Below are 26,749 nucleotides of genomic sequence, written 5' to 3' on the forward strand. Positions count from 1 at the left end.
ACTAAAATATGGCGAGAAGATTATTAGGACAAATATTAAAAGATAAAAACTTAATAACAGAACCGCAAATTCAGCAAGCACTTTCCATCCAAAAAAATCAAGGTGGTGCTATTGGGAAAATTTTTATTGACCAAGGATGGGTGTCAGACCAAGAGGTACTGTTTGCTCTTGGTGAACAGTTTGGCATGAGTGCGATCAATCTCGATGAAAAAGAACTCGATACAGACATTATTAAAAAAGTGCCTTATTCCATGGCCAATATCTATCGTGTAATACCTGTTTCTTTTAAAGATGATATGTTGACCATCGCGATGGCTGATCCTATGAATGTACAAGTTCTTGACGACTTGCGTATGATGCTACACTGTGAAGTGCAAGGGGCTGTATCCAACGAAGAGCAAATTCAACGTGCTATCGACAAATACTACAGTGATGATGGTGGTGGAAACTTCGACGAACTCATCAACGAGTTCAAACAAGAAGAAGAAATGGTGGAAGTTTCCGAGGCAAAAGAGGGCTACGACTTAGATGATGTTAACCGCATGGCGGAGTCGGCTCCGGTAATTAAACTACTCAACCTGATACTTATGCAGGCGATTAAAGACAAGGGATCTGACATTCACTTTGAGCCTTTTGAACGTGACTTTAAAATTCGCTACCGTGTGGATGGTGTACTATACGAAATGATGCCACCACCGCAAAACTTAGCTTTAGCACTTATCTCGCGTATTAAGGTAATGAGTAACCTTGACATTTCTGAAACGCGACTTCCTCAAGATGGTCGTATCGAATTAACCATTGGTGGTCGTCCGGTTGACCTTCGTGTATCGACTTTACCAACAATGTTCGGTGAAAGTTGTGTAATGCGTATTCTTGACCGTACTGTCGTAAACCTTGACCTCGAAAGTGTAGGGCTACGTGAACGTGAACTAGAAACTATGCGCAACTTTATCGCAAAACCGAATGGAATTGTCTTGGTAACCGGCCCAACAGGATCTGGAAAGACAACCACTTTATATTCAGCGCTAAGTGAAGCAAATAAAATTGAAGTGAAAATTATTACGACGGAAGATCCTGTCGAATATGACATCGATGGAATTATGCAGTGTCAGGTGAATCATGATGTGGGTTTGACATATGCAGCAGCACTCCGTAGTATTTTGCGTCAAGACCCTGATAAAGTGTTAGTGGGTGAGATTCGCGATAAAGAAACTGCGGGTATCGCAATCGAAGCCGCCCTGACAGGACACTTAGTATTTTCGACTCTTCACACCAACGACTCCGCTGGTTCTGTAGCGCGTTTGGTCGACATGGGAATAGAGCCATTCTTGATTGCAGCGACTGTGCAGGGGGTAATTGCCCAACGTCTTGTTCGTCGAATATGCACAAACTGCAAAGTAGAATATAGCCCTGCTCTGGAAGAAGTTCACGAGCTAGGTATGGAACCTGAGAATATTGGTTCTAAGAAGTTTGCCTACGGAAAAGGATGTGCAAACTGTAATAAGTCCGGATATCGTGGACGAACAGCCTTATATGAAATTTTAGTTGCGAATGATAATATTGCGCAGATGATTCTCGAAAGAGGTTCTACAGGACAAATACGCGATTTAGCGCGAGAACAAGGTATGCGAACACTACGCGAAAGTGGTTTACTCGCTATTTTTGATGGTATAACCACCGTGGAAGAGGTTGTGCGAGAAACGTTGTTTTAGAAGATCTATGTTTGCTTTTGTAAAAACAGAATTATTGGCATGCCAGTAGTTCGATAAGAAAGGATTTGTTATGGCTAATGCTGGTGAAGCAAAAAAAGGTAAATCACTATCTTTGAGTTTTAGTAAAGGAGTTAGTTCAAAAGAACTAACAACTTTCACCACTCAGCTTTCTACTCTACAAGACGCGGGGCTTCCCATTGTGCGAAGTTTAAAAATTCTAGCGGGCCAGTTAAAACCAGGGACCTTGCAACGTACTATTTACACTGTTGCTGACGATGTTGAAGGCGGTAGTACGTTTTCAGAAGCGTTGTCTAAACACCCCAAAATTTTTGACCGTTTATTTGTAAACATGATTAAAGCTGGTGAGATGGGGGGGGTACTAGACACCATTCTCCGTCGTTTGTCAGACTTCATGGAGAAGTCCGAAAAACTGAAAAAGAAAATTATCGGAGCGGCGGTTTACCCGATTGCGGTACTTACTGTTGCGGGTGGTATCTTGGCAATCATTATGATTCTCGTTGTACCACAGTTTAAAGAAATTTTTAGAGACATGGGAGTTGATCTACCATTTATCACTCAACTTCTTATCAACATGAGTGACAACATGGCCTCTTTATGGTGGGTAGCTCTACTTGTTATTTTTGCTGTCATGACTATATTCCGACTTATTGCTAGTAACAAACGCGGAAAACTGATGCTTGACACAATTGTCTTGCGTTTACCGGTGTTTGGCGACATCGTTCGTAAATCTAGTATCAGTCGTTTTACCCGAACACTAGGAACGTTGATTACTTCTGGTGTAGCGATCTTAGAAGCGTTACAAATTGTAAAAAATGCGATTGGTAACCAAATCATTGCTAGGGCAATTCAAGCTGTTCAAGATAGTATTCGCGAAGGGGAAAGTATTGCAGAACCTCTGGCGAATAGTGGTGAATTTGACGACATCGTTGTAAATATGATCGATGTAGGTGAAGAAACCGGTGAACTGGATAAGATGCTTATCAAGGTTGCAGACAACTACGACGAAGAGGTAGATGTACTCGTTACTTCCATGGTAAGTTTGATGGAACCAGCGCTTATTATCGGAATGGGTTTGGTCATTGGTTTTATTGTAATCGCCCTATTCTTACCGCTAATCAAACTAGTACAAGATATGGGACAATAACCACAGCTTTAAAACCAGCTTTAGCAAACCGTTGAAATGTTATTCCTGCAATAGGCAGGAATAACATTTTCTATTAATAACTCCGACACACAACATTTCGCATTATCTATACCTTTCACATAAATCAGAAAGGAGATGCGGGGGCAACCTCGTAATAACCATATGAAAGTTTTTGTTTGGATATTCTTATTTGTCACTTCTCTACATGCCATTGAATTTTCCGAAACTTTAGCCAAAAATATTCAATCGTATATAAAACCTCTCCTCGAAAAAAACTTAGCGCAAAAAACTCAGCGATCTCAACCGCGTCTAGGGATTGAATTTTCTGTAAGTGAAAATCAGATGAATTTCTTTTTGTCGCGAAGAAGTCAACGCGATACTTTATTTAGCGTTGTTGTACGAAAAGAGCAACAAACTCTGGACACAAATGCAGTGGTTCTTTACCCTGAAGAAAAACAAATTATAAAAAGTGCTCTGCGTATTTTTATAAGTGAGTACAATGCAAATGAAACTATAATCGTTGGTCCTATTGCTTGGGGAATTTCGAAGAAGGGTGTCTGTAATTTATATGTAGAACCGCGAGACGAGGCTGGGGACAACTTGGCTAGTCAGTTGGCATTTGGTACACCTTTGCTCATTTTGGAGAGTAACGAAGACAACACTTTTTTCCGTGTACAAGGTTGTAGTGACGGCTACTTGGGGTGGATAAATAGCCGCGACTTTCGTTTTGTAACACAGGACCACTGGGATGAATGGAATGCTAGTGTTGTGACTTGTAACACCAAAGAAATCATGTTGAAAAATATGGCAATTCCAGCAGGCGGACGATTCGCGCTGCTGTCCTACAAGGGTAAAACCATTCATGTTCGCGATTTTGCAAACAATAAATGGGAGTTTGCGAAAGAAGATTTCAGCATGTACCTTAGTCAACAAGAGAAAATAATCGACACAGCGCGTAAATTCCTCCCCAAATCGCTGTTGGCAACACAAAAGTATTTGTGGGGTGGAACAACAACGCCACAAACCGACTGTAGTGGATTTGTACAACTAACCTATCGCATGCATAATATACTTTTGCCTCGCGATTCAGATCAACAATATCAATACAGCAAAAAAATAAAATTAGAAAATGCGCAATCGGGTGATCTAATTTTTTTCAGTAAACACGGTAAACATCCTACCCATGTAGGTTTACATATCGATAATGATTTATTTATTCACTGCTCAGCTTCTGGCCCTTACTCAGGAGTGAAAATCAATAGTTTAAGCGGTGAAAGTGATTATGAAAAATATTTAAGAAAGATTTATTATGCTTCGGGACGTATTAAATAAATTCGCTATAATGAGTTGTATGATCGTTATTGCTTGCTCTCCATCGCAAATTAACTTGAATGAAGCACGTAGTACGGATGCCACAGCGCAAGATATGGAAGGCTATGCGCAAAGTGATGATCCTCTTCTACGTGAGTCTACGGCGGGAAATCCCAACACTCCTGTTTCGATTTTAGAGAAATTGGCGAAAGATCAGGATGAAGCAGTGCGTAGAGCAGTTGCCGAAAACCCCAACACCACCGCCGCAATATTACAACAGTTGGCTTCCGATGAAAGTTGGATTGTGCGCGATGTTGTGGCATTTCATGAAAATACCGATGAAAACACATTGCGAAAATTAGCGGAAGATTCGCAATACGAGGTAAGATTGACAGTTGCAGATAACTCCAAAACTCCTACGGACACACTTGAGAAACTTTCTCAAGATGGCAATGAAGAAGTACAGAGCCTCGCGACAAAAAATTTACAAATGCGAAAATAGATACTTGCAAGCGTAAATATTTTCTGTATAGTAACAGAATTAAATTAAATGTTGTTCCCCAGTTCTCTGGGGAGAAAAAATATACTTGATTTCAAAAGAGGGAGTACAATCATGGGATTTTCAATACCAGATCTACCATATGATTACAACGCATTGGAACCTCACATTGATGCACGCACAATGGAAATTCATCACAGCAAACACCATGCAGGATATGCGAAGAAATTGAACGCAGCTCTTGAAGGTGCAAATCATGCTGCGGATGATGCTGAGGCTCTACTCAAAGATTTAAATGCTGTTCCAGAATCAATAAGAACAGCTGTTCGTAACAATGGTGGTGGTTATGTAAACCATAATTTATTCTGGGAAGTTATGGCTCCTAATGCTGGTGGCGAACCAGAAGGTGATTTAGCTACCGCAATTAATGAAACCTTTGGTAGTTTTGCTGCTTTCCAAGAAAAATTCACAACAGCTGCTGGTACACGTTTTGGAAGTGGCTGGGCATGGCTGAGTGTGAAAGATGGAAAACTTGCTGTTAGCAGTACTGCAAACCAAGACAACCCTCTTAGTGAAGGTGCAACCCCTATTCTTGGACTAGATGTGTGGGAGCATGCTTATTATTTAAATTACCAAAATCGTCGTCCAGACTATGTTAAGTCATGGTGGAACGTCGTTAATTGGAAAGCTGTTGCAGAAAAATACGCAAAAGCCATGGGCAAATAACAGTTTTAAGATATAATTAATCTACTGGGCGATAGTTGGTTTCATGCCATCTATCGCCTTGTTTTATACCATGCCCTTTATCGGAGAAAAATATGAGCATAGATACAGCAAAAGTTTTAGAAAACTTAGGTATTCAGTCGCAAAACTATGGTGCTTTTAACGGCGAATGGTTTGGAAGCGGCGAAGTGTTAGAGAGTATCTCTCCTATCGATGGTAAAAAAATAGCAACTGTAGTACAGGCAACCACAGAAGAATATGAAAAAGTCTATAGTGAAGCAGAGAAAGCGTTTAAAGAATGGCGAATGGTGCCCGGCCCTAAACGCGGCGAAATTGTACGGCAAATCGGCGAAGGACTTCGCGCTCACAAAGATGACCTAGGAGCATTAGTCACTCTGGAAATGGGAAAGATTTGGGCAGAGGGAAAAGGTGAAGTTCAGGAAATGATCGATATCGCTGACTTTGCTGTGGGACTATCGCGACAAATGTATGGACGCACTATGCACAGTGAACGTCCTTTACACCGCATGTACGAACAGTGGCATCCTCTGGGTGTAATTGGTATCATCAGCGCTTTTAATTTTCCTGTTGCTGTATGGTCATGGAATGCGATGATCGCAGCCGTTTGTGGAGACACGATGATTTGGAAACCTTCTCCGAAAACGCCACTAACCGCAATTGCCTGCCAAAAAATTGCCGCGAAAGTTTTTGTGGACAACGGTCTTTCTCCTGCTGTGATGTCTCTAGTCATTGGGGAAACAGAAACTGTAGGTGAAAAAATGATCCACGATAAACGACTGCCACTCATTAGTGCCACAGGCAGCACGCGTATGGGAAAACGAGTGGGCGAAGTTGTCGGCGGACGTCTTGGACGTACGATCCTAGAGTTAGGTGGTAACAATGCGATCATTGTGAGTAATAACAGCGATATGAAAATGGTGACGCGCGCTATTTTGTTTGGCGCAGTAGGAACTGCGGGACAACGTTGCACATCAACGCGCCGTGTTTTCATTCATGAAGACATTTATGATGAATTAAAAGAAAAGCTCGTGAGTGCATATCAGCAAGTTTCGATTGGTAATCCTTTGGATGAAGGAACGTTAATGGGGCCTCTCATCGACAACCTTGCTGTTCAATCGATGCAAGATGCGATTACAGAAGCAAAATCACAAGGAGGTACCGTCCTTTGTGGTGGAGAAGTTCTCCAGGAAGATTTCCCCTGTGGGAATTATGTAAAGCCTTGTATTATTGAAATGCCAAACCAATCACAAATCGTCCAAGACGAAACATTTGCTCCGATTCTTTACTTACTCAAGTTCAACAATATAGAAGAGGCACTTCATAGTCACAATGCCGTTCCTCAAGGTTTATCATCGGCTATGTTCACCACAAACGTACTGGAAGCAGAAACCTTCTTGAGTCATATGGGAAGCGATTGTGGAATCGCCAATATCAATATCGGTACCTCTGGTGCAGAAATTGGCGGAGCCTTCGGCGGGGAAAAAGAAACCGGCGGCGGAAGAGAAGCTGGGTCTGACTCATGGAAAGCATACATGCGACGCCAGACGAATACGATAAATTGGTCAAAGGAATTGCCACTCGCACAAGGTATAAAATTCGGAGATTAGAATGCATTTTTTAAAAAGTTCTCTGAGCTTTACTCGTTTTAAAGTAATTGGAAATTTCTCATTTGCTCATGAAGAATTCCAAAACTCATTGGTACAAAACTCTTTTGTGGATCTATCCGAGCTACCCGATCATGAAGAATCCATTGGTTGGGTTTCTCATGAAAACTGTCTTGAAGAACCCGACTTGTCGCTTATGTTGATGGAACCTTATATTCGTTTGACTTTTCGCATCGATAAAAGAAAAATTCCCGCCGCTCTTCTCGAAGCACATTTTGCCATTGAAGAACGCGCAACTCTAGCCGCAGAAGGCAAGGAGAGACTTTCTCTTAATCGTCGCCGAGAGCTAAAACGTCAGGTGAAAACCATGTTAATGATGCGAACTAGCCCTAACAGCAGTTTATATCGCGCGCTATGGAATTTCAAGACACAACATTGTTTATTATTTGCCACTGGAAAAGGTTTACGCAACAAATTTGATAAGCTATTTCTAGAGACTTTTGGTTTAGAATTAATGCCTCTCACTCCTTGGTCGTTAGCTGATATATGGGCAGAAAAAAATAATTTAGATGAGCTTTTGCAAGAAACAGAACCAGCAGAATTTAATGAATAAGGATGCATATGTTACTTCCTGAAGGCGAAACAAAAGATTTTTTAGGCCGTGAATTTTTGACATGGCTGTGGTTTTACGGAGAACAGAATAACTGGCACTTCAGCTTTAGTGATGGCGACAGTATGGAATATGGAATGGATGAACTTCTTGTCATGCAAGGTGACGATGCCAATTGTATGCAGAAGTTATCAGGTCCAGTTCCCATCAAAGCCCCTGAAGCACAAGTGGCTTTACTAGAAGGAAAAAAAGTTTCTACGACACGTGTTGTTTTTGTTCATGGTCAACAAGAATGGACATTCACCATTAGTGGAGACAATTTTAACATTTCTTCTTTAAAACTCATATCTCCCACAACGTCGGACATTGAAGAACGCTTTGCCGAACTTTCTGACGATTTAGAACAAGTAACGTTGTTATTTGACAAGGTATACACCACTTTTCTACAACTACGCATTTCGGAAGAGTGGCACAAAGATATCTTGCCACAAATGAAAGAATGGGTCGCACAAAAAGCGGAAAACGCCGATTAGTGCTTTGGCATTATTTTTGGTATGTGATGCCTTTGGTCTCAAACGACCGGTATCACATATCAAAGTATTGCCTAATTACGATGGAAAATCATCTTGTCGTAAAAAACAGCGGTGTAATATCGTTTATTTTTCATGTTTTTGAAAAATCTGTTTTACAAAAACCAAGCATAGGATAAAATTAGGAGTAGAGGTATGGAAAAGTGGGGAGCGGGAATATATCTATTGGGGCAGTATCATCGCTACCAAACTGGTTTGTGGTTGCTAAAACATCAAGATGAAGCAGCAATCCTAGAAATGCCACCGTATTTTAAGAGTGAAGTCCCTCCGTATAAACTTTGTAAAACACTATGCGAAGATTATAATTTAAAGATAAAATACTTTTTATGTTCCCATGCTCACGGAGATCACTTTTGGCAAAAAACATACGACGAGATCAAGAAAAACTTTCCACAGGCGAAAATTTATTTACAAAACGGTTTTAAAAAACGAATAAAAAATAAGGCGCGCACAAAATTTTTTGAAGACGAACAACGCCTTTATCTCGCAAACGAACCTCTAATATTGATCCATGCTCCCAAGCACAGTCCCACTGATACAATGGTTGCCTTTCGCGGAACTATGTTTACGGGTGACTGGGAACTAAATACAATTCGCAGTGTACATGATGGTAAAAAATACGCCGTCCCTATGGAAACGCGTTTGCAATCCGTGCAAAAGATGGAAACATTTGAAGAGCGTTACAATTACAACATCCATCGTGTCTTTTCCGTACACGCAAACGATCGGCGCGAAAATGTAAACTTTACGGAATTAATGGCTGATACAAAAAACAACAGACAATTGTGGTAGGAACCAAAATGTTTGGATTTGGTAAACGCAAAAAGAAAAAAGAAGACGAAGTCAAAGCAAATGAAGAGCTGAATCAAGACATTAACATTGACGATTCAGAAGGTGACCAAGTCGACGAAGTGGATGAGGATGTCAGCGAAGTTGACGATGATGTTAGCGAGGTTGACGAAGATATTAGCGATGTTGATGAACTCGATGATATAGATGAAATTGACGAACTCGACGATGACATTGACGAAATTGACGACGTTGACGATGATATTGAAGACGTGCAAGACGCTAAAAGTGAGAATATAGCTAGCCAAAAGGACTTTGAAGAGGTAAGTTCTCCGACAATAAAACCCGCCAATATTTCTTCTAGCCACAATATATCCACAGAAGACATAAAAAGATCGATGGAAGCCAACAATAACGGAATTCGCTGCAAGAAAAATAGAGATTTCGCCAAAGCGTTAGAGATGTACAACGAAGCCATCATGGTCTATCCCGGTTATGCAATGGCGTATTACAACCGCGCTATATTGTATACCGAGCAACAACAATTCGATAAGGCCATTGAAGATTACAGCACCGCGATCAGCATTAACCCAAGAGCACCAGAGTTTTACAATAATCGTGGTAATCTGTTTTTTGAAGCAAAAAAATACGACAAGGCAGAAGAGGATTACAACAAGTCACTAGAGCTAGCTCCGAACTACTCTGAAGCTTTTCATAACAGAGGTATGTTGTATTTCTGCCAAAGCAAACTACAAGAAGCTCTACAAAACTTTACGCGTGCTATAGAACTCAACGCAGATCTTTCGATTAACTACTACAACATTGCATGTATACATTCGCGTTTAGAAGAGCAAGACCAAGCGTTGGTATTTTTAGAAAAAGCTTTCCGCGAAGGTTTTTTTGATCGCGAAAAACTAAACAGCGATAGCGACTTAGACAACATTCGCAGTCTGCCAGCTTTCCAAGACCTCACAGATCGCGGCGGAAGTATGTCTCCCTACACCATGGCGATGAAGAATTTTTCAACGAGGAGAAAGTAATTGCAACACGCAAAGCAACCGTGCGATTGGGAAGGGGAAAAAAGAGAGTGCCCGTATATACTTGACGATTACAAGTATTCCTTTTGGGGATGGACTCTTCTCTCCATCGGGATTAGCGCAAAACCCGTAAGACTCATTCGCACTTGCAGTAAATGCCACGAAGAGATCGAAGACATCACCGATCATAAACAACTCATGGAGCATATTGGCCGTTAGTGAATTGACTATTGTGTTAGAAAATTGAGATGGGGATTTCTCACCATCGAAATAGCGGGTTCATTTAAGGTGATAGGTTCTGTTTCCTGATTGGTGCCCTCACCATCGAATTAGCAGTTACAGCTGCGCTGTAAGCTGCTATTCTCATACCTCTCCCACAGGGAGAGGTATAATGCTTCTCTTTTGTAAAAAACTAAATTCGTTTGAGTTGCGGGACAATTGCGGTTGTGCATGCGGCAGCACAAAATAACGCAAATGGAAGCAAATTAAGACGTGTTACGCCTCTCCCTGTGGGAGAGGCATGAGAATTAAGGCTTTTAGCGAAGCTAAAACCTTAAATTCGATGGTGAGGGCACCAATACGGAAAAAGAATCCCTAATCGAAAGCGAACCCACACAAAACAATAGTGAGAACACCAATCCGGAAAAAGAATCCCGAATCCGAACCACTACCCTTTAATCAAATTCACTACCTCATTCTCTTCCGCGTGGCGTCCTAACTTCTTTTTGGAAAAAATCAGTTCGCCGTCTTTTACCACCTCAAAAACTCCGCCTCCTGAGGCGATAAGTTCTGCGTCTATCGAAAAATGCTTCTTCAATTCTTCTGCCAAACCGGCAGCTATGGGATAGTAGTCTCACTTCTGGCAATACTCAATCGACACTTTCATTTTTCTCTCCTATATAAAATATGCTACTCCAAGCACGACTTGTGCGTAAACCATCATCATGTACATGTGTCGCCACGAAGGATGGTTTTCGGTTGTTGTTAGCGAATGTGGATCTTTTAGAATTAAATATACGACATAGCTTCCCCATATGCACATCGATACTCCCAGAAAGATCAGTAACAAAGGGTTACCGTGCAAAACTTTCAAATACACCCCTAGGGGAAACAATAGAAAAGGTACGATAAACGATGGAGCGATCATCAGAGCGCTCTTTTTTACCCCAAAAGCGATGGGGAGAGTGATACAGTTATTGCGTTTGTCGCCTTCCATATCGGCGTAATCTTTCGTTGACGTAGCGCCCAATAAGAAAAGACCGAAAATAAGGCCTATGTACCAAGCTTCGGTATACCAAATGGGCAAAAGTACTCCCCAGCCAGCAACTTTCATCAGTAAGCCTCGTGGAATAACGATGGTAAGGGTTGCCGACCACCAATAGCGTTTGGTACGCAGTGGTGGCACAGAGTAGATGATGGTACAAAAAGCGGCGATAAATACCATAATCGCAAATTCATAGCTCAAGGCAAATGCGATCAGTAACGACGCTACATATAACACAACAGAAATTATCCATGCGCTGCGCATGGACACTTTACCTGAGGGAAGAGGTCGCTGTGGTTTGTTGATGCAATCTATCTCATAATCGTAGATTTGGTTTATGGCATTGCTCGCACCATTTAAAATGGCTCCGGTAAAGCCACCTAGCAGTACTTTGCACAAAATCCACCACTGTGGATCGTGAAATTCATGATAGCCGACACCCCAAGCGACAAAAGAGCCGCTCATGATCCCTATGGCGGGTGCTAATAAAGTAAATGGACGTAAGAGTACAATATACGCTTTCATCTTAATTCCGAATGGAAATAGGCTTGTTGTTCTCGTCTACGGCAACATAAACCACGGTAGCTTCTGTCACGTTTAGAGTGGTTTGGTAGCCGTCTTTCCAACGATCTACGACTACGCGAACTTCTACAGTGATGGAGGTATTTCCGACTTTCGTGGTTTGCGTGTAGAAGCTCACGATATCTCCGACAAATACCGGAGATAAAAACTTGACCTCTTTCACAGACACCGTCACTACTTTTTTGGCAGTGTGACGTCGCACTTCCACAGCTCCGGCTAGGTCTATGTTGCTCAAAATAACACCACCAAAAATGGTACCGACACCATTGGTGTCTTTTGGTAACATTGTTAAACGTATACTGGGTTGTTGATTAGTTTCCATGTGTTAGCTCCAATTTACCATTTTGCATAATCGTGCGTCCATCTGCGGTTACAGTGGGATGCATTGCCACTAAGTCCCAGTGCAGAGACGATTTATTAATTCCACCATACATCGTATTCTTTCCTATCGCGATGTGAATAGAACCCACGACTTTTTCGTCGAGTAGTATGTTACCTATTGTTTCGGGGACGTTGGGGTTTAATCCAATGCCTAGCTCAGCGATACAGTCTTTATCTCCACTGTGCATGCCGAGTACTTCTTCAAATATTTCCTCGCCTTCGTCGGCGTTTACTTGTGTTACGCGACCTTCTTCAAAGGTGAGTTCTAGATTGCGAATCCAATTGCCATTGTAGAAAACTTTTTGGAACAGCACCGTTCCATTTGCCGAATCTTCTATCGGAGAGCAGTACACCTCACCACACGGTAAATTTTTTGTTAGGTCCCCCGCAGCGACTAATTCTTCGGTAAAGCACCCCGTATCAATCCAAATAGGGCGTTCACCAATCGCAAACTCTAGGGTTTTTCCGTTTTCTGAAGTCACCACCACTTTTTTTGCACCTTGCAATTTTTCTTTTATTGTGGCCGCTTCTGCGGTGAGTTTATCTAAGTCCACCCAAAATGCGCGCCAAAAGATTTCTTGCAATTGCTCCAGACTCATTCCGTAAGTTTTTGCTTTGGGTATGGTGGGCCATTCCATGATGAGAGCGCGGGATGTTCTTTCTCTATCATATTGCGCAATGCGTTTATTGCGCAGAGCGTTCTTTTGTGTATCTTTGCGTTTTTCTACTTCCAAGGAATAGTTAGGATGCAAAATAAAATCAACATCAATGTGGTCTTGCAAATTGCGGACGGCTTCGGGAATTTTCCCGACGTAATCATCTCCGACATCGTTGACTAAAGATACGGTGGTCTCATCATCGCGGATATCCAAAATGCCATAACCACCACTTTTATGGACATAAACCTGTATTTTTGCCAAAAGTGGATATTGGTGTATTCCACCACGGATGTTGACTATTTCGTTCTCTTTTACCCTAAGGCATTTATTAACAATGTGTTTTGCAACTTTGTCTAATTCACAGATGTTTGGAAAATCTATATTGTTCATTTTTTTCGTGAGCCTTTGTACAAGAACAGCTTTTTAATTGTATATTAACTTGCGTTTGTGTTATGATTATATAGAAGAAATCATATCAAAACAAAAGATGTTACAGAAAATATTTCTAACAAATTTGGCAATGAAATTTAACTATTATGCATATAGGCAACTACAACAATCGAGAATTGCTGGAAGTCAACTTACATTATTTGCATTCTCAGGGAAAATTAACAGAAGAAACTGGCTTTTTTTTACGACGAATGTACAACTACCCACATAACATATATTCTTTTATAAAAGAAGTGTGGGAAGCACAGGGCTCGAAAGAAATACATACGAATACTCAATATATTGATAATCGCTATACTCTTGTTTGTAAAACTCCTATAGGTAGTGGTGGAATGGGAGAAGTATACCCATTCTGGGATGCACAAGAACAGAAAGTAGTGGCCTTTAAAATAGCCAAATTAGTGTGTAGCGCCAGTGGTGAAAATAGGCGTTTATTACGCGAAGGAGAGGTACTTAAGAGACTTCATGAGGTTCATCCGAATATCGTTAAGTATCAGGACCTGCGTATTGAAAAATTTGGCGACCTATTTAGTGAAGACGCGATATGCCTCGTCATGGAATATGTCGAAGGGCGTTCGCTAAAAGAATTTGCACTACGCAAAGGATTGTATTGGTACGATATGTGCCGTAGGGAAAATAGAAAACTCGATCAACTCTTACAAAGTAATATTGGTTATATTTGTACAATAGCAAAAGCACTACAAACTTTACATAAAAAAGGTTTAGTTCACCGCGATGTGAAACCAACAAATATCATCATTAGCGATGATGTCCCCATTCTTATTGATTTTGGCATCGCACAACGAATAGAGGCCGAAGGCTATCTTCGCACAATATGTAGTATGGCCTCAAATATCGGAACTCCACCGTTTATGGATCCAGGAACCGCGCTATCGTTTATAGATCTTCTACACTTACAAAAAGATATTCAGGACAAGTCTTGGGAGGAGTTTTTGCGAAATGTTAAGAAACCTTTATTGGAATACCCTACAAAAATGAAACCACTGAAGAAAAAGATAAAACAAATAAAAACCAAATTATTTGTTGATAAGTGGTTGTACAATAAACCTCCAAAAATTGATGAAGTCGCCTGGGAAGAAGTGGAGCAAATTATTAACGAAATACGTTTTTGCTCTGACCCCAAAGAAGATGTTTATTCATTGGGAGCGACTCTATATTGGTGTTTAACAGGAGAAACTCTTTTCTCCACACCTGAGCAAGCAAGAATGTATTATCACAACCCTTCCAAAATACATTTGGTAAGGCGTATGAACATTGTTGACTTTGCCCAACCCAAAAAAATCACCAAGGTGATCAAAAAACTAGAAAAAATAATTCAACATACTCTTAATCCCGACCCCGTAAAGCGTTGGTCGTGTGAAAAATTGATCAAAGCTTTGGAACCTTTCGCCAATAATTTGTATGCTCGGTGATAACTATGCTATTCGAACATGAACTACATCCAGAAGATATACTTGCATACCTACCGTCTTGTTACCAAAAGGCGCAAGTTTTGGCTCAAGGTGGCATGGGATGGGTCTACGAAGCCATTTATGAAGGTAAGAAGGTTTGTGTCAAAATTCCTTCGTTGTCCTCCAAAAACAAAATGGCCGAATTTATGATGCGTTTCCAGGTAGAAAGAGATGTTCTATTTAATTTAAGTCACCCACGAATCATTAAGGGAATTTCTCGCGGAGAAATAGAATACTGCAAAGATTTAACCATTCCATATTACAGTATGGAATTTTGCAGTGGAGGAACTCTACGTGACAAACTCAACGACAAGCTGCGTTTAGGCAAACACGAAGCGTTGAGTATTGTCCTCGAAATAGCGGGTGCTTTAGATTACTTCCATAAAACAGGTTGCATATACCGTGATTTAAAACCAGAGAATATATTTTTTGACGCACATGGCAAACCCAAATTAGGCGATTTTGGAACGATAAAAGATCCTGAGATATTCTTAACTCAAAAAGGTGATATCATTGGCTCGTTCTATTATTGTGCCCCAGAACAATTGTTAAACCAAAAACTTGATAAGCGCGTGGATATATTCGCATTGGGTCTTATTCTGTTTGAAATGATCACGGGACGAAAAATTGGCGACCAGATAACGGACTTTTGGAAAAAACAAAATGCTCTCTCGGCATTGGAATACGATCCATTTTTGTGGGAATTATGCTCTTCAATGCTTGCAGAAAAAGAGCATCGAATTCCTGTAATGTCAAAAGTTGTTGATAAGATATATGAAAGTCATGGTGGTGCAAAGAAAAAGCTGAGCGTACTCAAGTACTACGCCAAAGATTGGTGGTATGGCAAACATTTTCATCGAAATTCACTGCACCGTAGTGAGATAGTGAATGCCCTACAAAAAATAACGGATCTTATTGAGCAGTACTCTATCGAGGATATTACGCTAGAAATAATGCGTAAGTTAAAACCGTTTCCCGTGCATTTAATTGCCAATGAAATACCTGGTTTTTTAACGGCATTACCACTTTCCTCGAACGAAAAATTGGCAAAGGCCTTGTGTAGTGTACGTAATCGCAAATGGTTGAGTTATCTCATTACCCATTTGGTGATACACTCTGCCCATGATGATACGGCAATACTCATGACTTATATGCTGGCCATTGATCCACAAAATCAAATGCTACGCAAAAAGATATCTAAAGCTCTACAACAAATCTGGAGTGAAGAACAAATAGAAATGCTGTCGCAACTCATCGATGAGAACTATGCGAATCTCAACACGTTTTACGGTGAAAATCATTACGCAGCCTTTCCTATTGTTTTAAATATACTTCATAAAAGTGACGATTTAGCCATTCAAAAAAAGTGCTTAGAAATTCTTAGTTCTATTTCACGAGCATTAGAGAGCACTGCTGTTGTTTTTGCCAAATTTTTTAATTCGGATGACCAAGATATTCGTGAAATGTGCGCAGTGGCTCTTGGAAAGATGTTGCCTTACAGCAGCGAAGTACTTCCGTACTTACTATCCGGACTTTTAGATCCTTCGCATACCGTACGTTGTGCCTGTGCATTGGCATTGGGAACAAAAAACAGAGGTATTACCGAGGTATCTGCTTTGACGACAGGCCTATATGATCCGAATGCTATGGTACGTAAAGCTTGTGCGAAATCTCTAGGAAAAATTGGACAGGCAATTCCGCAAGTGATTGAAAATCTTGTCGAATGTTTGGCAGACCGCGATAGTTCTGTACGCAAAAGTTGTGCACAAGCACTAGATTCTTTGAAGTGGGTACCAGTGAACGGTCAGCAAATGTTATGGTGGCAAGCAGCAAAAGAAAATTGGTCATATTTGGCAGATCGTTACCAACACGCACGCGATATTATTGAATATTTACTTCTCGACACCGATAATAACATACGTATTTCCTGTGTTAAAATCGCGGAAAAAGATGTGGAATATTTAGACGTTTATATACCACTTTTAATTCTTGGGTTAAAGAACACCCGTAGTAAGAAATACCGTCGTGCTTGCGCAAAAGCACTTGAAAATTTGAAGTGGCAAGCAAATACTCGTGAAAATTACGCGTGGTTTTTAGTAGAGAATAAAGAATGGGATTTGCTGCCTTTACTTGGGATTAATTGTATACCGGCGATTTATCAAAATCTAAAAGATGGCGATGCCCAAACTCGGGTAGAAATACTACGCGCTCTTACAAAAATCGAGGGTGTTGATAACAAAACCATTGAATTGATTAGCTGTGGATACTCTGAAAAGTATCGCGATGTTCGTATGGAATATGCCAACTGCTTGGCTTTAATGGACAATTTTACCACGGAAGATGCGCTACATTTCATGAAGCGCATTGACAATTTCGATGAAAACGCCCAACAGTTTTGGAGTATTGTTTTAGAAAATAAATCCAAAACAATACAAACTCTTACACAAATACAACAAGAAAATGCGAATATGCGCATTTCTTATGTGAGTTCTATTACTCCGGAACAACTAGACGAAGCGCATATATATTTCTTGCTAAAACAATTACAGAGCCGTTATGTACGCTTTCAGTTGATTTGCTTGAAGGCTCTTGCACAAGTGTCAACTTCGCAACGCAAGATAGTCAAAAAAATCGTTGCGCGGGTGCTGCAACTTATCAAAGGTGACAATCCACAACTGCAAGTTGCTAGCGCGCAGATTATCAGCACTTTTGCTTATGTCGACAAACATGTGGTTGCGGCTTTAACTTCCAAGTTAGACAGTAAAAATAATTCGGTGAATCAGTCGGTCAATCTTGCATTGGTACGTCTAAAAGACAAAGCGATTCCATTTTTGTTTAGCGAGATTACCACTTGCAATAACAAAGAAGTTTTAAAGGCAATACTTCTCATCGTAAAGAAGACGTATTCAAATAATTTATTGTGCATAGGACTACGACACAATCATCCACGGTTGCGTTTAATTTGCGCAAAAAGATTGCGTGATACGGTACGTAATAAACAAGATGCCCTAGCTGTGATACCTAATTTAATTGATGGAATTGACAACATGGACTTGTCATTTTCTGACATTTGTTTAGATACATTACAACACATAAGTCATCGCGTAGAAGAAGATATTGATATATTTATTCAATCACTATCTCATCATAATCGTAAAGTGCGTAAAGTGTGCAAATCAATCGTTACACGTAAAGGAAAAAAAGCCACAGACAAACTCATACATTACTTTGTCAATGGTCCCTCTTCTATTAGTTATCGTTGCGCCGAAATATTAGAACAACTTGGTTCAAAAGCTATTTATAATTTGATGCATTCTGTCGCCAAAGACTTTAACGTTCGTGAAATTAATAAGAAAATCACGAGCTCGTACCTAAGTATTTCGCCAGACAAAAAACTTGAGCTGAAAAAAGAAGATCTCAACAATCGTCATTTGGCAATTTCTAATAAGGCCACTTCTTCTTTTAAAATGACTTCGCGTATCGATCTAAAAGGTGTCAAAGATTTGCCTATTACCATCGACAAAAATTTGCGCAAAACGACTCCAGAATATAATTCTAACTTTTACAATGAAAGTTGCAGTGGATTGCGGTTAGCGAATAAGGATCGTTCTCTGGGAGAAACAATCAACGACATTGGTTTGTCTCCCAAATCTTCAAACAACGAAGAACCTAGCCGTAAGAATTCACCACAGATACGTATTGGGAAAAAGTAATTTTTTTGACTTCGATTAGGGCGTGCCATCAATTAAAGTTTGTTAATTGATGGCACGCCCTAAAGTACAATAATTCGCTAGTTTGCCTTACCTACAATCGGGCCGGTTACTCCACAGGAGTAACCGTACACTAGCAAATTCCAACCAACAAACAGTTTTAAAATTTAGTTTTTATAGATTATGTAACGGAAATGGAAACTATGCTCTTCTCAGATTTTCAACCTGCGTCCCATCAACAATGGAAAGATAAAATTTCACAAGAATTAAAAGAACGCGATTTCTCCGAAATCGTCTCACAAACAGATGAAAACTTCGATATCCTTCCATTTTACCAACAAGCAGATACTGCTCATCTAGACATGAATTGTTTTTCACATAGCAAAGAATGTTTTTATCCTCAAAATACTTGGAAATCATTCCTGCCGATCAATAACAATTCATTAGAACATGGCACGCAAAACTTAGAACTTATTTTTGATAATTTTCAAGGTAATTCGGGGATTTCTATCGAGCAAGATTTAGATCTTGTGCTCAAAAATATCCAGGTACAAAATGTTGATTTGTGTTTTACAGCTGGATTGCAATCCATCGCGACACTTGAACTCATCAAGAAATACAATCAAAAGCACAATACCACGATTCGTGGTAGTATAGACAACGATCCTATTATCGAACTTTTTATTCGTGGTCAAATAGCCTCATCGGATGATATAACACGCTGTAAAAATGTTGTCGAAAGTTGTGCGAAACTTGAAAATTTTACCGGCCTGAGTGTACAGGGACAGAATTTTCAGGAATTAGGTGCCAATAAAGTGCAAGAATTGGCATTCACTTTCACAGCAGCTATCGAATACTGCGACAAACTGACAGATTTAGGATTGTCATATGAAACAATCGTGAGCAATATGCAGTTTAGTTTTGGAATTTCAGGGAATTATTTCTTAGAAATAGCCAAGTTGCGCGCCGCAAAATTGTTGTGGGCAAATATAGCATCGCAATTGAACATGTCGCAATGTTTTCCTATTTTACTACATGGAAAAACCAGCATATATAACAAATCGCTGCAGGATAGTCATAACAATATTATTCGTGCGACGATTGAAGCAATGGCAGCAATTAGTGGTGGATGTCACGGACTGACAATTTATCCCTATGATTACCCTACTTCATCGAAACAAGGCCTTCGCATCGCAAAAAATATACACCATATACTCAAAGAAGAGGCTTTTTTTGATCAATGCTTAAATGCTGCTTCAGGAGCATATTATATTGAACAGCTTACCCAACAACTCGCAAACAGTGCTTGGAAACTAATACAACAGGTAGAAGAAAAAGGTGGCTTTTTACAAGCGACGGATTTTATTCGCGAATCCATCACAGCACAACGCCAGAAGAAAGAACAAGATTTTTTACAAAAAAAGGCGATCTTGGTTGGCGTCAATAAATACGAGATGGACAACAAGCCTGAAAAAGTAAGTCAACCTGTAGAAGAAACGACAACAACATATGGTAAGCCGCTAATTACTCCACAGCAAGTAAAAGAGGCATTGAAAATGCATGACTATAACACTATTGCCAAATCGTTGTGCTCTTATTCCATAGAAAATTCACTACCGAAATATGCACCAACAACACTAGCGGAATAAGAGGTATGAACTTCAAATACGAAGTAGAAAACGTCGCCGTACATCACAATTCGCTGATGATACTTGTTGGCCCTTCGGGATCTGGAAAATCGACATTTGTGGGAAAAAATTTTTCCGAAAGTATGCGCGTTTCTACAGATGAATGTCGGCGCATGATTTGTGGATCGCATCTAAATCAAAGAGTATCGGAAGACGCCTTTGATATTTTTTATACCATTATTGAAAAAAGACTTAAAAATGGCAATCCTACAGTGGCCGACTCGACGGCATTAAAAAGAAAATATCGCCAACGTTTGGTAAAAATAGCGCAAAAGTATAAATTCAAAACGGTACTCATACTTTTTGATCTGCCACTTCACATTTGTATGAATCAAGACAAAAAACGCAAGCAATACGCTGTTGGTGAGAAAGTGATCGAGCAGCAATACAAAAATTTACAAAAAACCAAAATGCAAATACATGAAGAAAAATACGATCAGGTAATTATATTTAATAGTTCCCAACAAGCGCGCTCTATGCATTTTCGTTTTACGCATCCCGATGTAGAAAAAAAGGATCTCGGACCGTTTGACATCATAAGCAGTATCAATGGCTGTTACGATGAATTGCAAGTACTGTTGCGTAAATTGGGTTACCAACAAAACGGGAAAAGCGAGTATTACCACCCAGAACGTAGGAAGCTCGTTGTTTTAGGTGATATTTGCAACAAAGGTCCATGCAATGCCGAAACATTGCAGTTGATATACAACATGTGGCAAAATAATTGCGCCTATTATGTGCCAGGTGATGAGTGCGAAAAATTATACAATTTTCTAAAGGGCGATAGGGTTATAAAATCACGTAGTTTGCAATCTACCCAATGCGAACTTGAAGATCTATCACAACAACAAATATGCGAGTTCACCACACAGTTTAAAGAATTATATGAAAGGTCGTCCCCATACTTGATACTTGCAGATGGAAATCTCGTTGTATCTCATGGTGGAATCCTCGGAAAATGGATCGGCCAACTTAATAAAAAAATCAAATCTTTCTGTATGCATGGTGATGTAAAACGCAGTCCTTGGTACAAGAATTATCATGGCAAAGCACATATTGTTTATGGCCATCCACACACAAAAGTTGCGCATTGGAAAAACCGCACAATGAACATCAACCTAGACGTTGCCTGTGGCGGGCAGCTATGCGCTCTACGTTATCCAGAAAAAAATGTAGTTACAGTAAACGCAAATAAAAACTACTATAAGACAAAAAATTAAGTTGAGCATTATTTATGAGTACTTTTAATCCAAAAACCGTTGAGGAGTTTCGCTTTCTCGACTGGCAGTTCGACGAAAAAACCTACACGGCGTCCTTGCGATATGCTTTCGACAATGACTATATTTTTACAGAAAAGTTTATCTTTCCTACCCCAACATTTGCTTTAACAGACGAAAAACGCGGCGCACTGGAAATGTGTTTGCAAAATTTGCACCTCGCGGCGGGCATTAGCTACTATAAAGCAGCGATTCCCAGTAAAATTTCCATTGAGAATTATGTCATTTCACCAGAAACAGCACGTTTTTTTAATAAGTTGTATTTGTATGGCTTGGGAGAATTTGCCTATAAGAATAAAGTAGATTTACAAGGCCATATATCGTTTCCATATGTAAATGAACCATTTCCTTCCGCTTCCAAAATAGAGCTAGGACATCGTACGGCAATACCTGTTGGCGGTGGAAAGGATTCTATTGTCACTATTGAAATGTTGAAAAAACTTTCTATACCACTTTTACTCATATCCATAGGTAACGCATCTCCCATCGCAAAAACGGCTGAAATTGCTCAACTTCCCCATGTAGCCATCAAACGCGAACTATCTCCACTACTTTTGGAACTAAATGAAAAAGGGGCTTTGAACGGCCACGTACCTATTTCTGCTATTATTTCTTTTGCCATTTCTGTTGCTGCTGTTCTCTATGACTTTAATTATATTGTGATGTCAAATGAAAGATCTGCGAATATTGGAAATCTATGGCATGATGGCCTAGAAATTAACCATCAGTATAGTAAAAGTTTAGAGTTTGAAAAAGACATCTCTCGTTATTTACACAATCATGTATTAGATAACTTGCGATACTTTTCCTTTTTGCGTCCACTATCAGAGCTGATGATATCAAAAGTGTTCTGTGACAACTGTCAACCATATCACGATATTTTTGCCAGTTGCAGCATGGCATTTCGCCTTACGAAGTCCTTAGAAGGACGCTGGTGTTTAAATTGTGCGAAATGTCGTTTTGTATTTGCAATGATGGCCCCGTTTATGCCCAAAGAAAAGCTTGTGCAAATTTTTGGTAAAAACTTATTAGACGACAGCGAACAGATCTCTGGATTTCGCGAGATTATGGGACTTGGAAAACATAAGCCTTTTTCCTGCATTGGCGAATCAGAAGAAACGATCGCCGCATTTGTTATTTTGAGTAGTAACAACGAATGGAAAGACAATGTGGTCGTTGCACATTTTACCGAAGAGATTCTTCCCACGTTAACTTTACCGGAAACATATGTCGAGAATGCATTACTTTTTTCCGAAAACCACTTACTCGAAAAAAATGAAAAAGATTTGCTTCTTGAGAATATGAATATTTGAGGGTTTGAATTTTTTATTAACAATGTTAACCCTTTTTTCTGCGGGCATTCAAAAAGTATAGAAATTTTATTGGTGTGCGATGCCCCCACATCACTGCAAAGTAGCGATTGCTCCCCCACAGGGGGAGCCTAATACATCTAACGTGTACAGGAAAAGATGAAAGTGGTATGCGTTACAAACCTTTATTGACTGCAGGCATCGACAAATTCTGCACTTCAACTCATCCCCAAGGCATATATTTTGCTCTAACATTACATGTGATGACAAATGAATTGCTGATTTAACAAAAGGGGATATTTTCATGAAAAAATTACTCGTGTGTATGATTTGTGCGTTTCTTGTAATGAACGTTTCTGCGGATAATAAACTAAAACTTAAAAACGTGGATAAAAGAAAATTCAAGAATGCATCTACTGAAATTCAATCAGCCATTAATTGGTTAAAAAAGCCAACGCCTGGTTATAAACACCAAGTATTTTTCCATTTGGCGTATATGGAAACGCCTGCAAAGTGGGTAGGCTTTTGCGAAGGACAATTACTCTTGAATAAAAGCAAAACAAAACTAAGTACCAGAGGTGGCTCTGCAAAAGTATATTTCAGTGACCGCCGCTGGGACCCCAAAAAATCTGGTGGCCTGCTACCGACAAAACCACAACTTTTTGACTATCGCAAAGCAGAAAAATGGAATATTGAACTACACAGCAACGGCAAGATGTTTCTGCATATGATTACGTGGAAGCAAAAATTTACGATTGCTTTATCATTGAGAGGTGGAGTGCTTTATGGTAGCGTTGGTAGAAATGTGGTGATTGTTAGTTTGAAAAAAAGTAAATATATGATACCAAAATAAGTGGTGTAAAGAGGCGGGCAAGATACATGCATTTTGCCCGCTTCTTTGTATTTATTTTTTGTCGTCTGACGACAGGTGATTACTCATCGAGGAAACTATTTATGAAGGCCACATAATACATGGTGGCATGATCTAGTGAATTCACAGGGCAGTACTCATCTTGTCGGTGAGCTTCCTCTTCAATACCCGATCCTAAACCAAAGTAAGCAATATCAGGTATATCAGTTCCTTCTTTTTGTGCACGACGAATCATCTGTGCCAACCCTGTCAAATCTGTTGAAAAATTATAATAGTCACGTACGGAGCAATCTCCCTCATCGGGATTTCCACCATCGCTTGCCACATCGCGTTTGTCATACGGAGGTGTGGAAAACAAACTGGTGTAGACATCCATAACCCTCTTATATATAGGGTGCGTTGGAGCAAGCCATGGCCCCGGCAATTCCTGAAGCGCAACAAAGTTATAACCATTGTAGGTTTGGTCTTCAGGCGCTACCACTGAAAATGCGACTTGCGGCATCTCTTCAACAGTAACATTTTTTTCTTTTGCAACTTCATGGGTAACCTCTTCGGCCACTTTGCGCATATCTTTGAGTATATGTTCTGGATCTGAAGTAGGCGCGATGCGCAAATCTATATTCCAGGCAGCTACTTCGGTATGAGCATTTCCCGATGGTGAAGTTATCTTTCCTGTGGTAAAGGCATAAGTGTCTCGCCCAAATTTGGGAGAATTTGGTCCTGTGACTTTTTGGAAGATATTGTGGATGGTTCTCGAAAATACCTCGGCTACGGGAACTTTCACTGGAATGGAACCATGCCCTGTTTCTCCTTGCATGCGAATTTCATAGAGATAACGACCACGATGTCCAAAATATGGTCTAGGCATTCCATCACGTGTTGAAGTTGGTTCTGTTGTTACCATGATATTGGGAAGTTTTTGCATCCAATCAGGGTATTCACGCGATGTATTGGCAATATTTTTCAGCATATATTTTATATTTTCGCCTTCGCATTCCTCTTCATGAGGATTTGCGGTAACGACAAAACGTACGCCTTTTTCGATAAGCTTTTCTTCCGATTCTTTTAGTATTTTCATGGCAGCAATCGAAGAAACAACACCCGCAAGTTGGTCCGAAGATCCACGACCATAAAGTTTATCGCCATCCAGTTTAGGAGTATAAGCCTCTTTCCACTCTCCTGGTCCAACAGTGTCAAAATGTCCAATTAACCAAACAATTGTTTGTGGATTTTTACCTTCACCAATCGCAGCGCAAATATTACCAAATTTGTCTTTACAGACAAGGTCGGTCATTGTTTTGAACTCACGTTCGATGATGTCACCTCGAGGACCTTCTTTGCCACTTATACCACCATCGCCAGCCCCTGCGGCGATTAGTTCAGAAAGTAGTTTAACCGAATACTCGTGTAATCCTCTTGATTTTGTTTTTATCTCTTCGTGTGTCGGCATATGATTCCTTTAATTAAAATTGTAATAGGCTTTTTCTTAAATAGCTAAATCTTTTCGCCTTTCATTATAAGGAAAAAAACGTTACAAAACTATACGAAACACCTTGTGTATGAAAAAAAATTTTACGGAAATGCAAATAGACAACGACAATACATACAAGGTTCGAAATTTTCGTAGTAAATGGGCAGTGAAACGCGTTTAATTTACATTTACATTTTTCGAGAAATTTGAAATAATAGCGGCTTGTTTATATACGTTTTTGTAAAGTGAGAAAAAATGCACAAAGATATTGAAAATTTAATTGAAAACCTTGGAAGCACCTTTAGTAGTAATTATGGACACGATTTTTTACAATCATGGGATAAAAGTGATTCTGACATAAAAGCAACTCTTCTTGCGACAAAGATATTACGACAAATGCACAAGCATGGTATTTCGGCAAAAGCATTTGCAAGTGGTACAGCTATTTCTATTTTTAAAGATCAGTCAACGCGCACCAGATATAGTTTTGATAGCGCGACAAATTTCTTGGGTTTAAATCCTATTGAATTGGATTTAGGCAAGTCGCAAGTCGCTCATGGGGAAACCACTAAGGAAACTGTTAATATGGTTTCGTTTTTGACACGAACTATTGGTATTCGCGATGACATATATCTCGGAATTGGACATAACTATATTTCAGAGGTAGCACAGTTTGTTCAACAAGGTTTTGATGAAGGAGTTCTACATAATAGACCTGCCGTCATCAATCTACAGAGTGACCGTGATCACCCTACACAAAGTATGGCAGACCTTGCGCATTTGGAAGAGCACTTTGGTGGTTTAGAGAATTTGCGTGGAAAAAAAATTGCCATGACTTGGGCATATTCTCCTAGCTATGGCAAACCGTTGTCTGTTCCACAGGGAATTATTGGACTGATGACGCGTTTTGGGGCAAATGTGACTCTGGCGCATCCACAAAATTTTGACTTGATTCCTGATATTGTGGAGACTTCAAAAAACAACGCACAACAGTCGGGTGGAACGTTTCACATGACAAATTCAATGGAAGAAGCGTTTAAAGATGCCGATATCGTGTATCCTAAGTCTTGGGCTTCATATTCTATTATGGAAAAAAGAACAGAGCTTTTAAACAGTGGTGACAAGAATGCCTATGAGAATTTAGAAAAAGAAGCTCTGGCAGAAAATGCAAGTCACAAAGACTGGGAATGTACAGAAAAAATGATGTCCTTAACCAACAACGCTTTGTATATGCACTGTTTACCAGCAGACATAACAGGTGTTAGCTGCAAAGAAGGTGAAGTGGAAAGTTCTGTATTTGATCGCTATCGCAAAGAACTATACCAAGAGGCAAGCTATAAACCTTTTGTCATTGCCGCGATGATTCTACTCGGACAAAGTAAAGATCCTGCGAAAACACTGCATAAATTATTGCAATGTAATTCTGCACTTTTGTCGTAAATGAGACGCAGTAAATTGCTACGCTCAAAATTGCAACACCATTTCGTTCAAAACCAGCTACAGACAAGTAGTAATGCGTTTTGATACGTTGTATTTATTTAAAATATTGTATG

Annotated in this window: 23 protein-coding genes; 18 read left to right on the top strand and 5 right to left on the bottom strand. The window is 39.9% G+C overall.

All coding sequences use genetic code 11. The features are described from left to right. The first annotated feature begins 8 nt into the window (after positions 1–8). The 11 genes from gspE to UABAM_RS05035 all read left to right on the top strand — a co-directional run bounded on the left by gspE (position 9) and on the right by UABAM_RS05035 (position 10,280). Positions 9–1,712, top strand: a complete 1,704-nt coding sequence (gspE, locus tag UABAM_RS04980) for a type II secretion system ATPase GspE (protein ID WP_151966898.1) — start codon at positions 9–11, stop codon at positions 1,710–1,712. Positions 1,713–1,782: 70 nt separating this feature from the next. Then, positions 1,783–2,877 (top strand): type II secretion system F family protein, encoded by a 1,095-nt coding sequence (locus UABAM_RS04985; protein WP_151966899.1) that lies wholly within the window; start codon positions 1,783–1,785, stop codon positions 2,875–2,877. Positions 2,878–3,039: 162 nt separating this feature from the next. Next, entirely contained in the window at positions 3,040–4,209 is a 1,170-nt protein-coding gene (locus UABAM_RS04990) for a C40 family peptidase (protein WP_173013139.1), read from the top strand. 19 nt (positions 4,210–4,228) lie between these two features. Then, the gene (locus UABAM_RS04995; RefSeq protein ID WP_173013140.1) at positions 4,229–4,690 is read left to right on the top strand and encodes a HEAT repeat domain-containing protein; all 462 of its coding nucleotides are present in this window, start codon (positions 4,229–4,231) and stop codon (positions 4,688–4,690) included. Between the two features lie 111 nt (positions 4,691–4,801). Beyond that, the gene (locus UABAM_RS05000) at positions 4,802–5,413 is read left to right on the top strand and encodes a superoxide dismutase (protein WP_151966902.1); all 612 of its coding nucleotides are present in this window, start codon (positions 4,802–4,804) and stop codon (positions 5,411–5,413) included. A gap of 92 nt (positions 5,414–5,505) precedes the next feature. Then, on the top strand, positions 5,506–7,038 hold the full coding sequence (amaB, locus tag UABAM_RS05005) for an L-piperidine-6-carboxylate dehydrogenase (protein ID WP_151966903.1): 1,533 nt from the start codon (positions 5,506–5,508) through the stop codon (positions 7,036–7,038). A gap of 1 nt (position 7,039) precedes the next feature. Next, a complete protein-coding gene (locus UABAM_RS05010) occupies positions 7,040–7,648 on the top strand; it encodes a hypothetical protein (RefSeq protein WP_151966904.1) in 609 nt (202 codons plus the stop codon). An 8-nt stretch (positions 7,649–7,656) separates the two neighbouring features. Next, entirely contained in the window at positions 7,657–8,178 is a 522-nt protein-coding gene (locus UABAM_RS05015; protein WP_151966905.1) for a hypothetical protein, read from the top strand. A gap of 192 nt (positions 8,179–8,370) precedes the next feature. Next, positions 8,371–9,027: an MBL fold metallo-hydrolase gene (locus UABAM_RS05020; protein ID WP_151966906.1), complete on the top strand. Its 657-nt coding sequence runs from the start codon at positions 8,371–8,373 to the stop codon at positions 9,025–9,027. Between the two features lie 8 nt (positions 9,028–9,035). Beyond that, positions 9,036–10,064: a tetratricopeptide repeat protein gene (locus UABAM_RS33330; protein WP_173013141.1), complete on the top strand. Its 1,029-nt coding sequence runs from the start codon at positions 9,036–9,038 to the stop codon at positions 10,062–10,064. Further along, positions 10,065–10,280: a hypothetical protein gene (locus tag UABAM_RS05035; protein ID WP_151966909.1), complete on the top strand. Its 216-nt coding sequence runs from the start codon at positions 10,065–10,067 to the stop codon at positions 10,278–10,280. 448 nt (positions 10,281–10,728) lie between these two features. Here UABAM_RS05035 and UABAM_RS05040 read toward each other — a convergent pair whose 3' ends face one another. Genes UABAM_RS05040 through UABAM_RS05055 form a run of 4 tightly spaced genes read right to left on the bottom strand, consistent with a single transcriptional unit; the run spans position 10,729 to position 13,337 of the window. Beyond that, positions 10,729–10,902: an Rdx family protein gene (locus UABAM_RS05040; RefSeq protein ID WP_151966910.1), complete on the bottom strand. Its 174-nt coding sequence runs from the start codon at positions 10,900–10,902 to the stop codon at positions 10,729–10,731. 54 nt (positions 10,903–10,956) lie between these two features. Further along, positions 10,957–11,850: a UbiA family prenyltransferase gene (locus UABAM_RS05045; RefSeq protein ID WP_151966911.1), complete on the bottom strand. Its 894-nt coding sequence runs from the start codon at positions 11,848–11,850 to the stop codon at positions 10,957–10,959. A gap of 1 nt (position 11,851) precedes the next feature. Then, positions 11,852–12,229: an acyl-CoA thioesterase gene (locus UABAM_RS05050; protein WP_151966912.1), complete on the bottom strand. Its 378-nt coding sequence runs from the start codon at positions 12,227–12,229 to the stop codon at positions 11,852–11,854. Continuing rightward, positions 12,219–13,337, bottom strand: a complete 1,119-nt coding sequence (locus UABAM_RS05055; RefSeq protein WP_151966913.1) for an aminopeptidase — start codon at positions 13,335–13,337, stop codon at positions 12,219–12,221. The genes UABAM_RS05050 and UABAM_RS05055 overlap by 11 nt, the downstream gene beginning before the upstream one ends. A 146-nt stretch (positions 13,338–13,483) precedes the next feature. On the opposite strand from UABAM_RS05055, the gene UABAM_RS05060 reads away from it, so the two are divergent. From UABAM_RS05060 to UABAM_RS05085, 6 genes are all read left to right on the top strand, one after another. Continuing rightward, positions 13,484–14,830: a serine/threonine-protein kinase gene (locus UABAM_RS05060; protein ID WP_151966914.1), complete on the top strand. Its 1,347-nt coding sequence runs from the start codon at positions 13,484–13,486 to the stop codon at positions 14,828–14,830. Between the two features lie 5 nt (positions 14,831–14,835). Continuing rightward, the gene (locus UABAM_RS05065) at positions 14,836–18,582 is read left to right on the top strand and encodes a protein kinase domain-containing protein (RefSeq protein WP_151966915.1); all 3,747 of its coding nucleotides are present in this window, start codon (positions 14,836–14,838) and stop codon (positions 18,580–18,582) included. 191 nt (positions 18,583–18,773) lie between these two features. Continuing rightward, entirely contained in the window at positions 18,774–20,228 is a 1,455-nt protein-coding gene (locus UABAM_RS05070; RefSeq protein WP_151966916.1) for a methylmalonyl-CoA mutase family protein, read from the top strand. 5 nt (positions 20,229–20,233) lie between these two features. Next, the gene (locus tag UABAM_RS05075; protein WP_151966917.1) at positions 20,234–21,487 is read left to right on the top strand and encodes an AAA family ATPase; all 1,254 of its coding nucleotides are present in this window, start codon (positions 20,234–20,236) and stop codon (positions 21,485–21,487) included. Between the two features lie 14 nt (positions 21,488–21,501). Further along, entirely contained in the window at positions 21,502–22,857 is a 1,356-nt protein-coding gene (locus UABAM_RS05080; RefSeq protein ID WP_151966918.1) for an endonuclease domain-containing protein, read from the top strand. A 301-nt stretch (positions 22,858–23,158) separates the two neighbouring features. After that, positions 23,159–23,707: a hypothetical protein gene (locus UABAM_RS05085; protein WP_151966919.1), complete on the top strand. Its 549-nt coding sequence runs from the start codon at positions 23,159–23,161 to the stop codon at positions 23,705–23,707. Positions 23,708–23,786: 79 nt separating this feature from the next. On the opposite strand, the gene UABAM_RS05090 is transcribed toward UABAM_RS05085, so the two are convergent. Continuing rightward, positions 23,787–25,175 (bottom strand): M20/M25/M40 family metallo-hydrolase, encoded by a 1,389-nt coding sequence (locus UABAM_RS05090; RefSeq protein WP_151966920.1) that lies wholly within the window; start codon positions 25,173–25,175, stop codon positions 23,787–23,789. Between the two features lie 276 nt (positions 25,176–25,451). Here UABAM_RS05090 and ygeW point away from each other — a divergent pair, with 276 nt between their 5' ends. After that, positions 25,452–26,636, top strand: a complete 1,185-nt coding sequence (gene ygeW / locus UABAM_RS05095; RefSeq protein ID WP_151966921.1) for a knotted carbamoyltransferase YgeW — start codon at positions 25,452–25,454, stop codon at positions 26,634–26,636. Positions 26,637–26,749 lie beyond the last annotated feature (113 nt).

The sequence above is a fragment of the Candidatus Uabimicrobium amorphum genome (assembly GCF_009002475.1).
Taxonomy (GTDB): Bacteria; Planctomycetota; Uabimicrobiia; order Uabimicrobiales; family Uabimicrobiaceae; genus Uabimicrobium; species Uabimicrobium amorphum.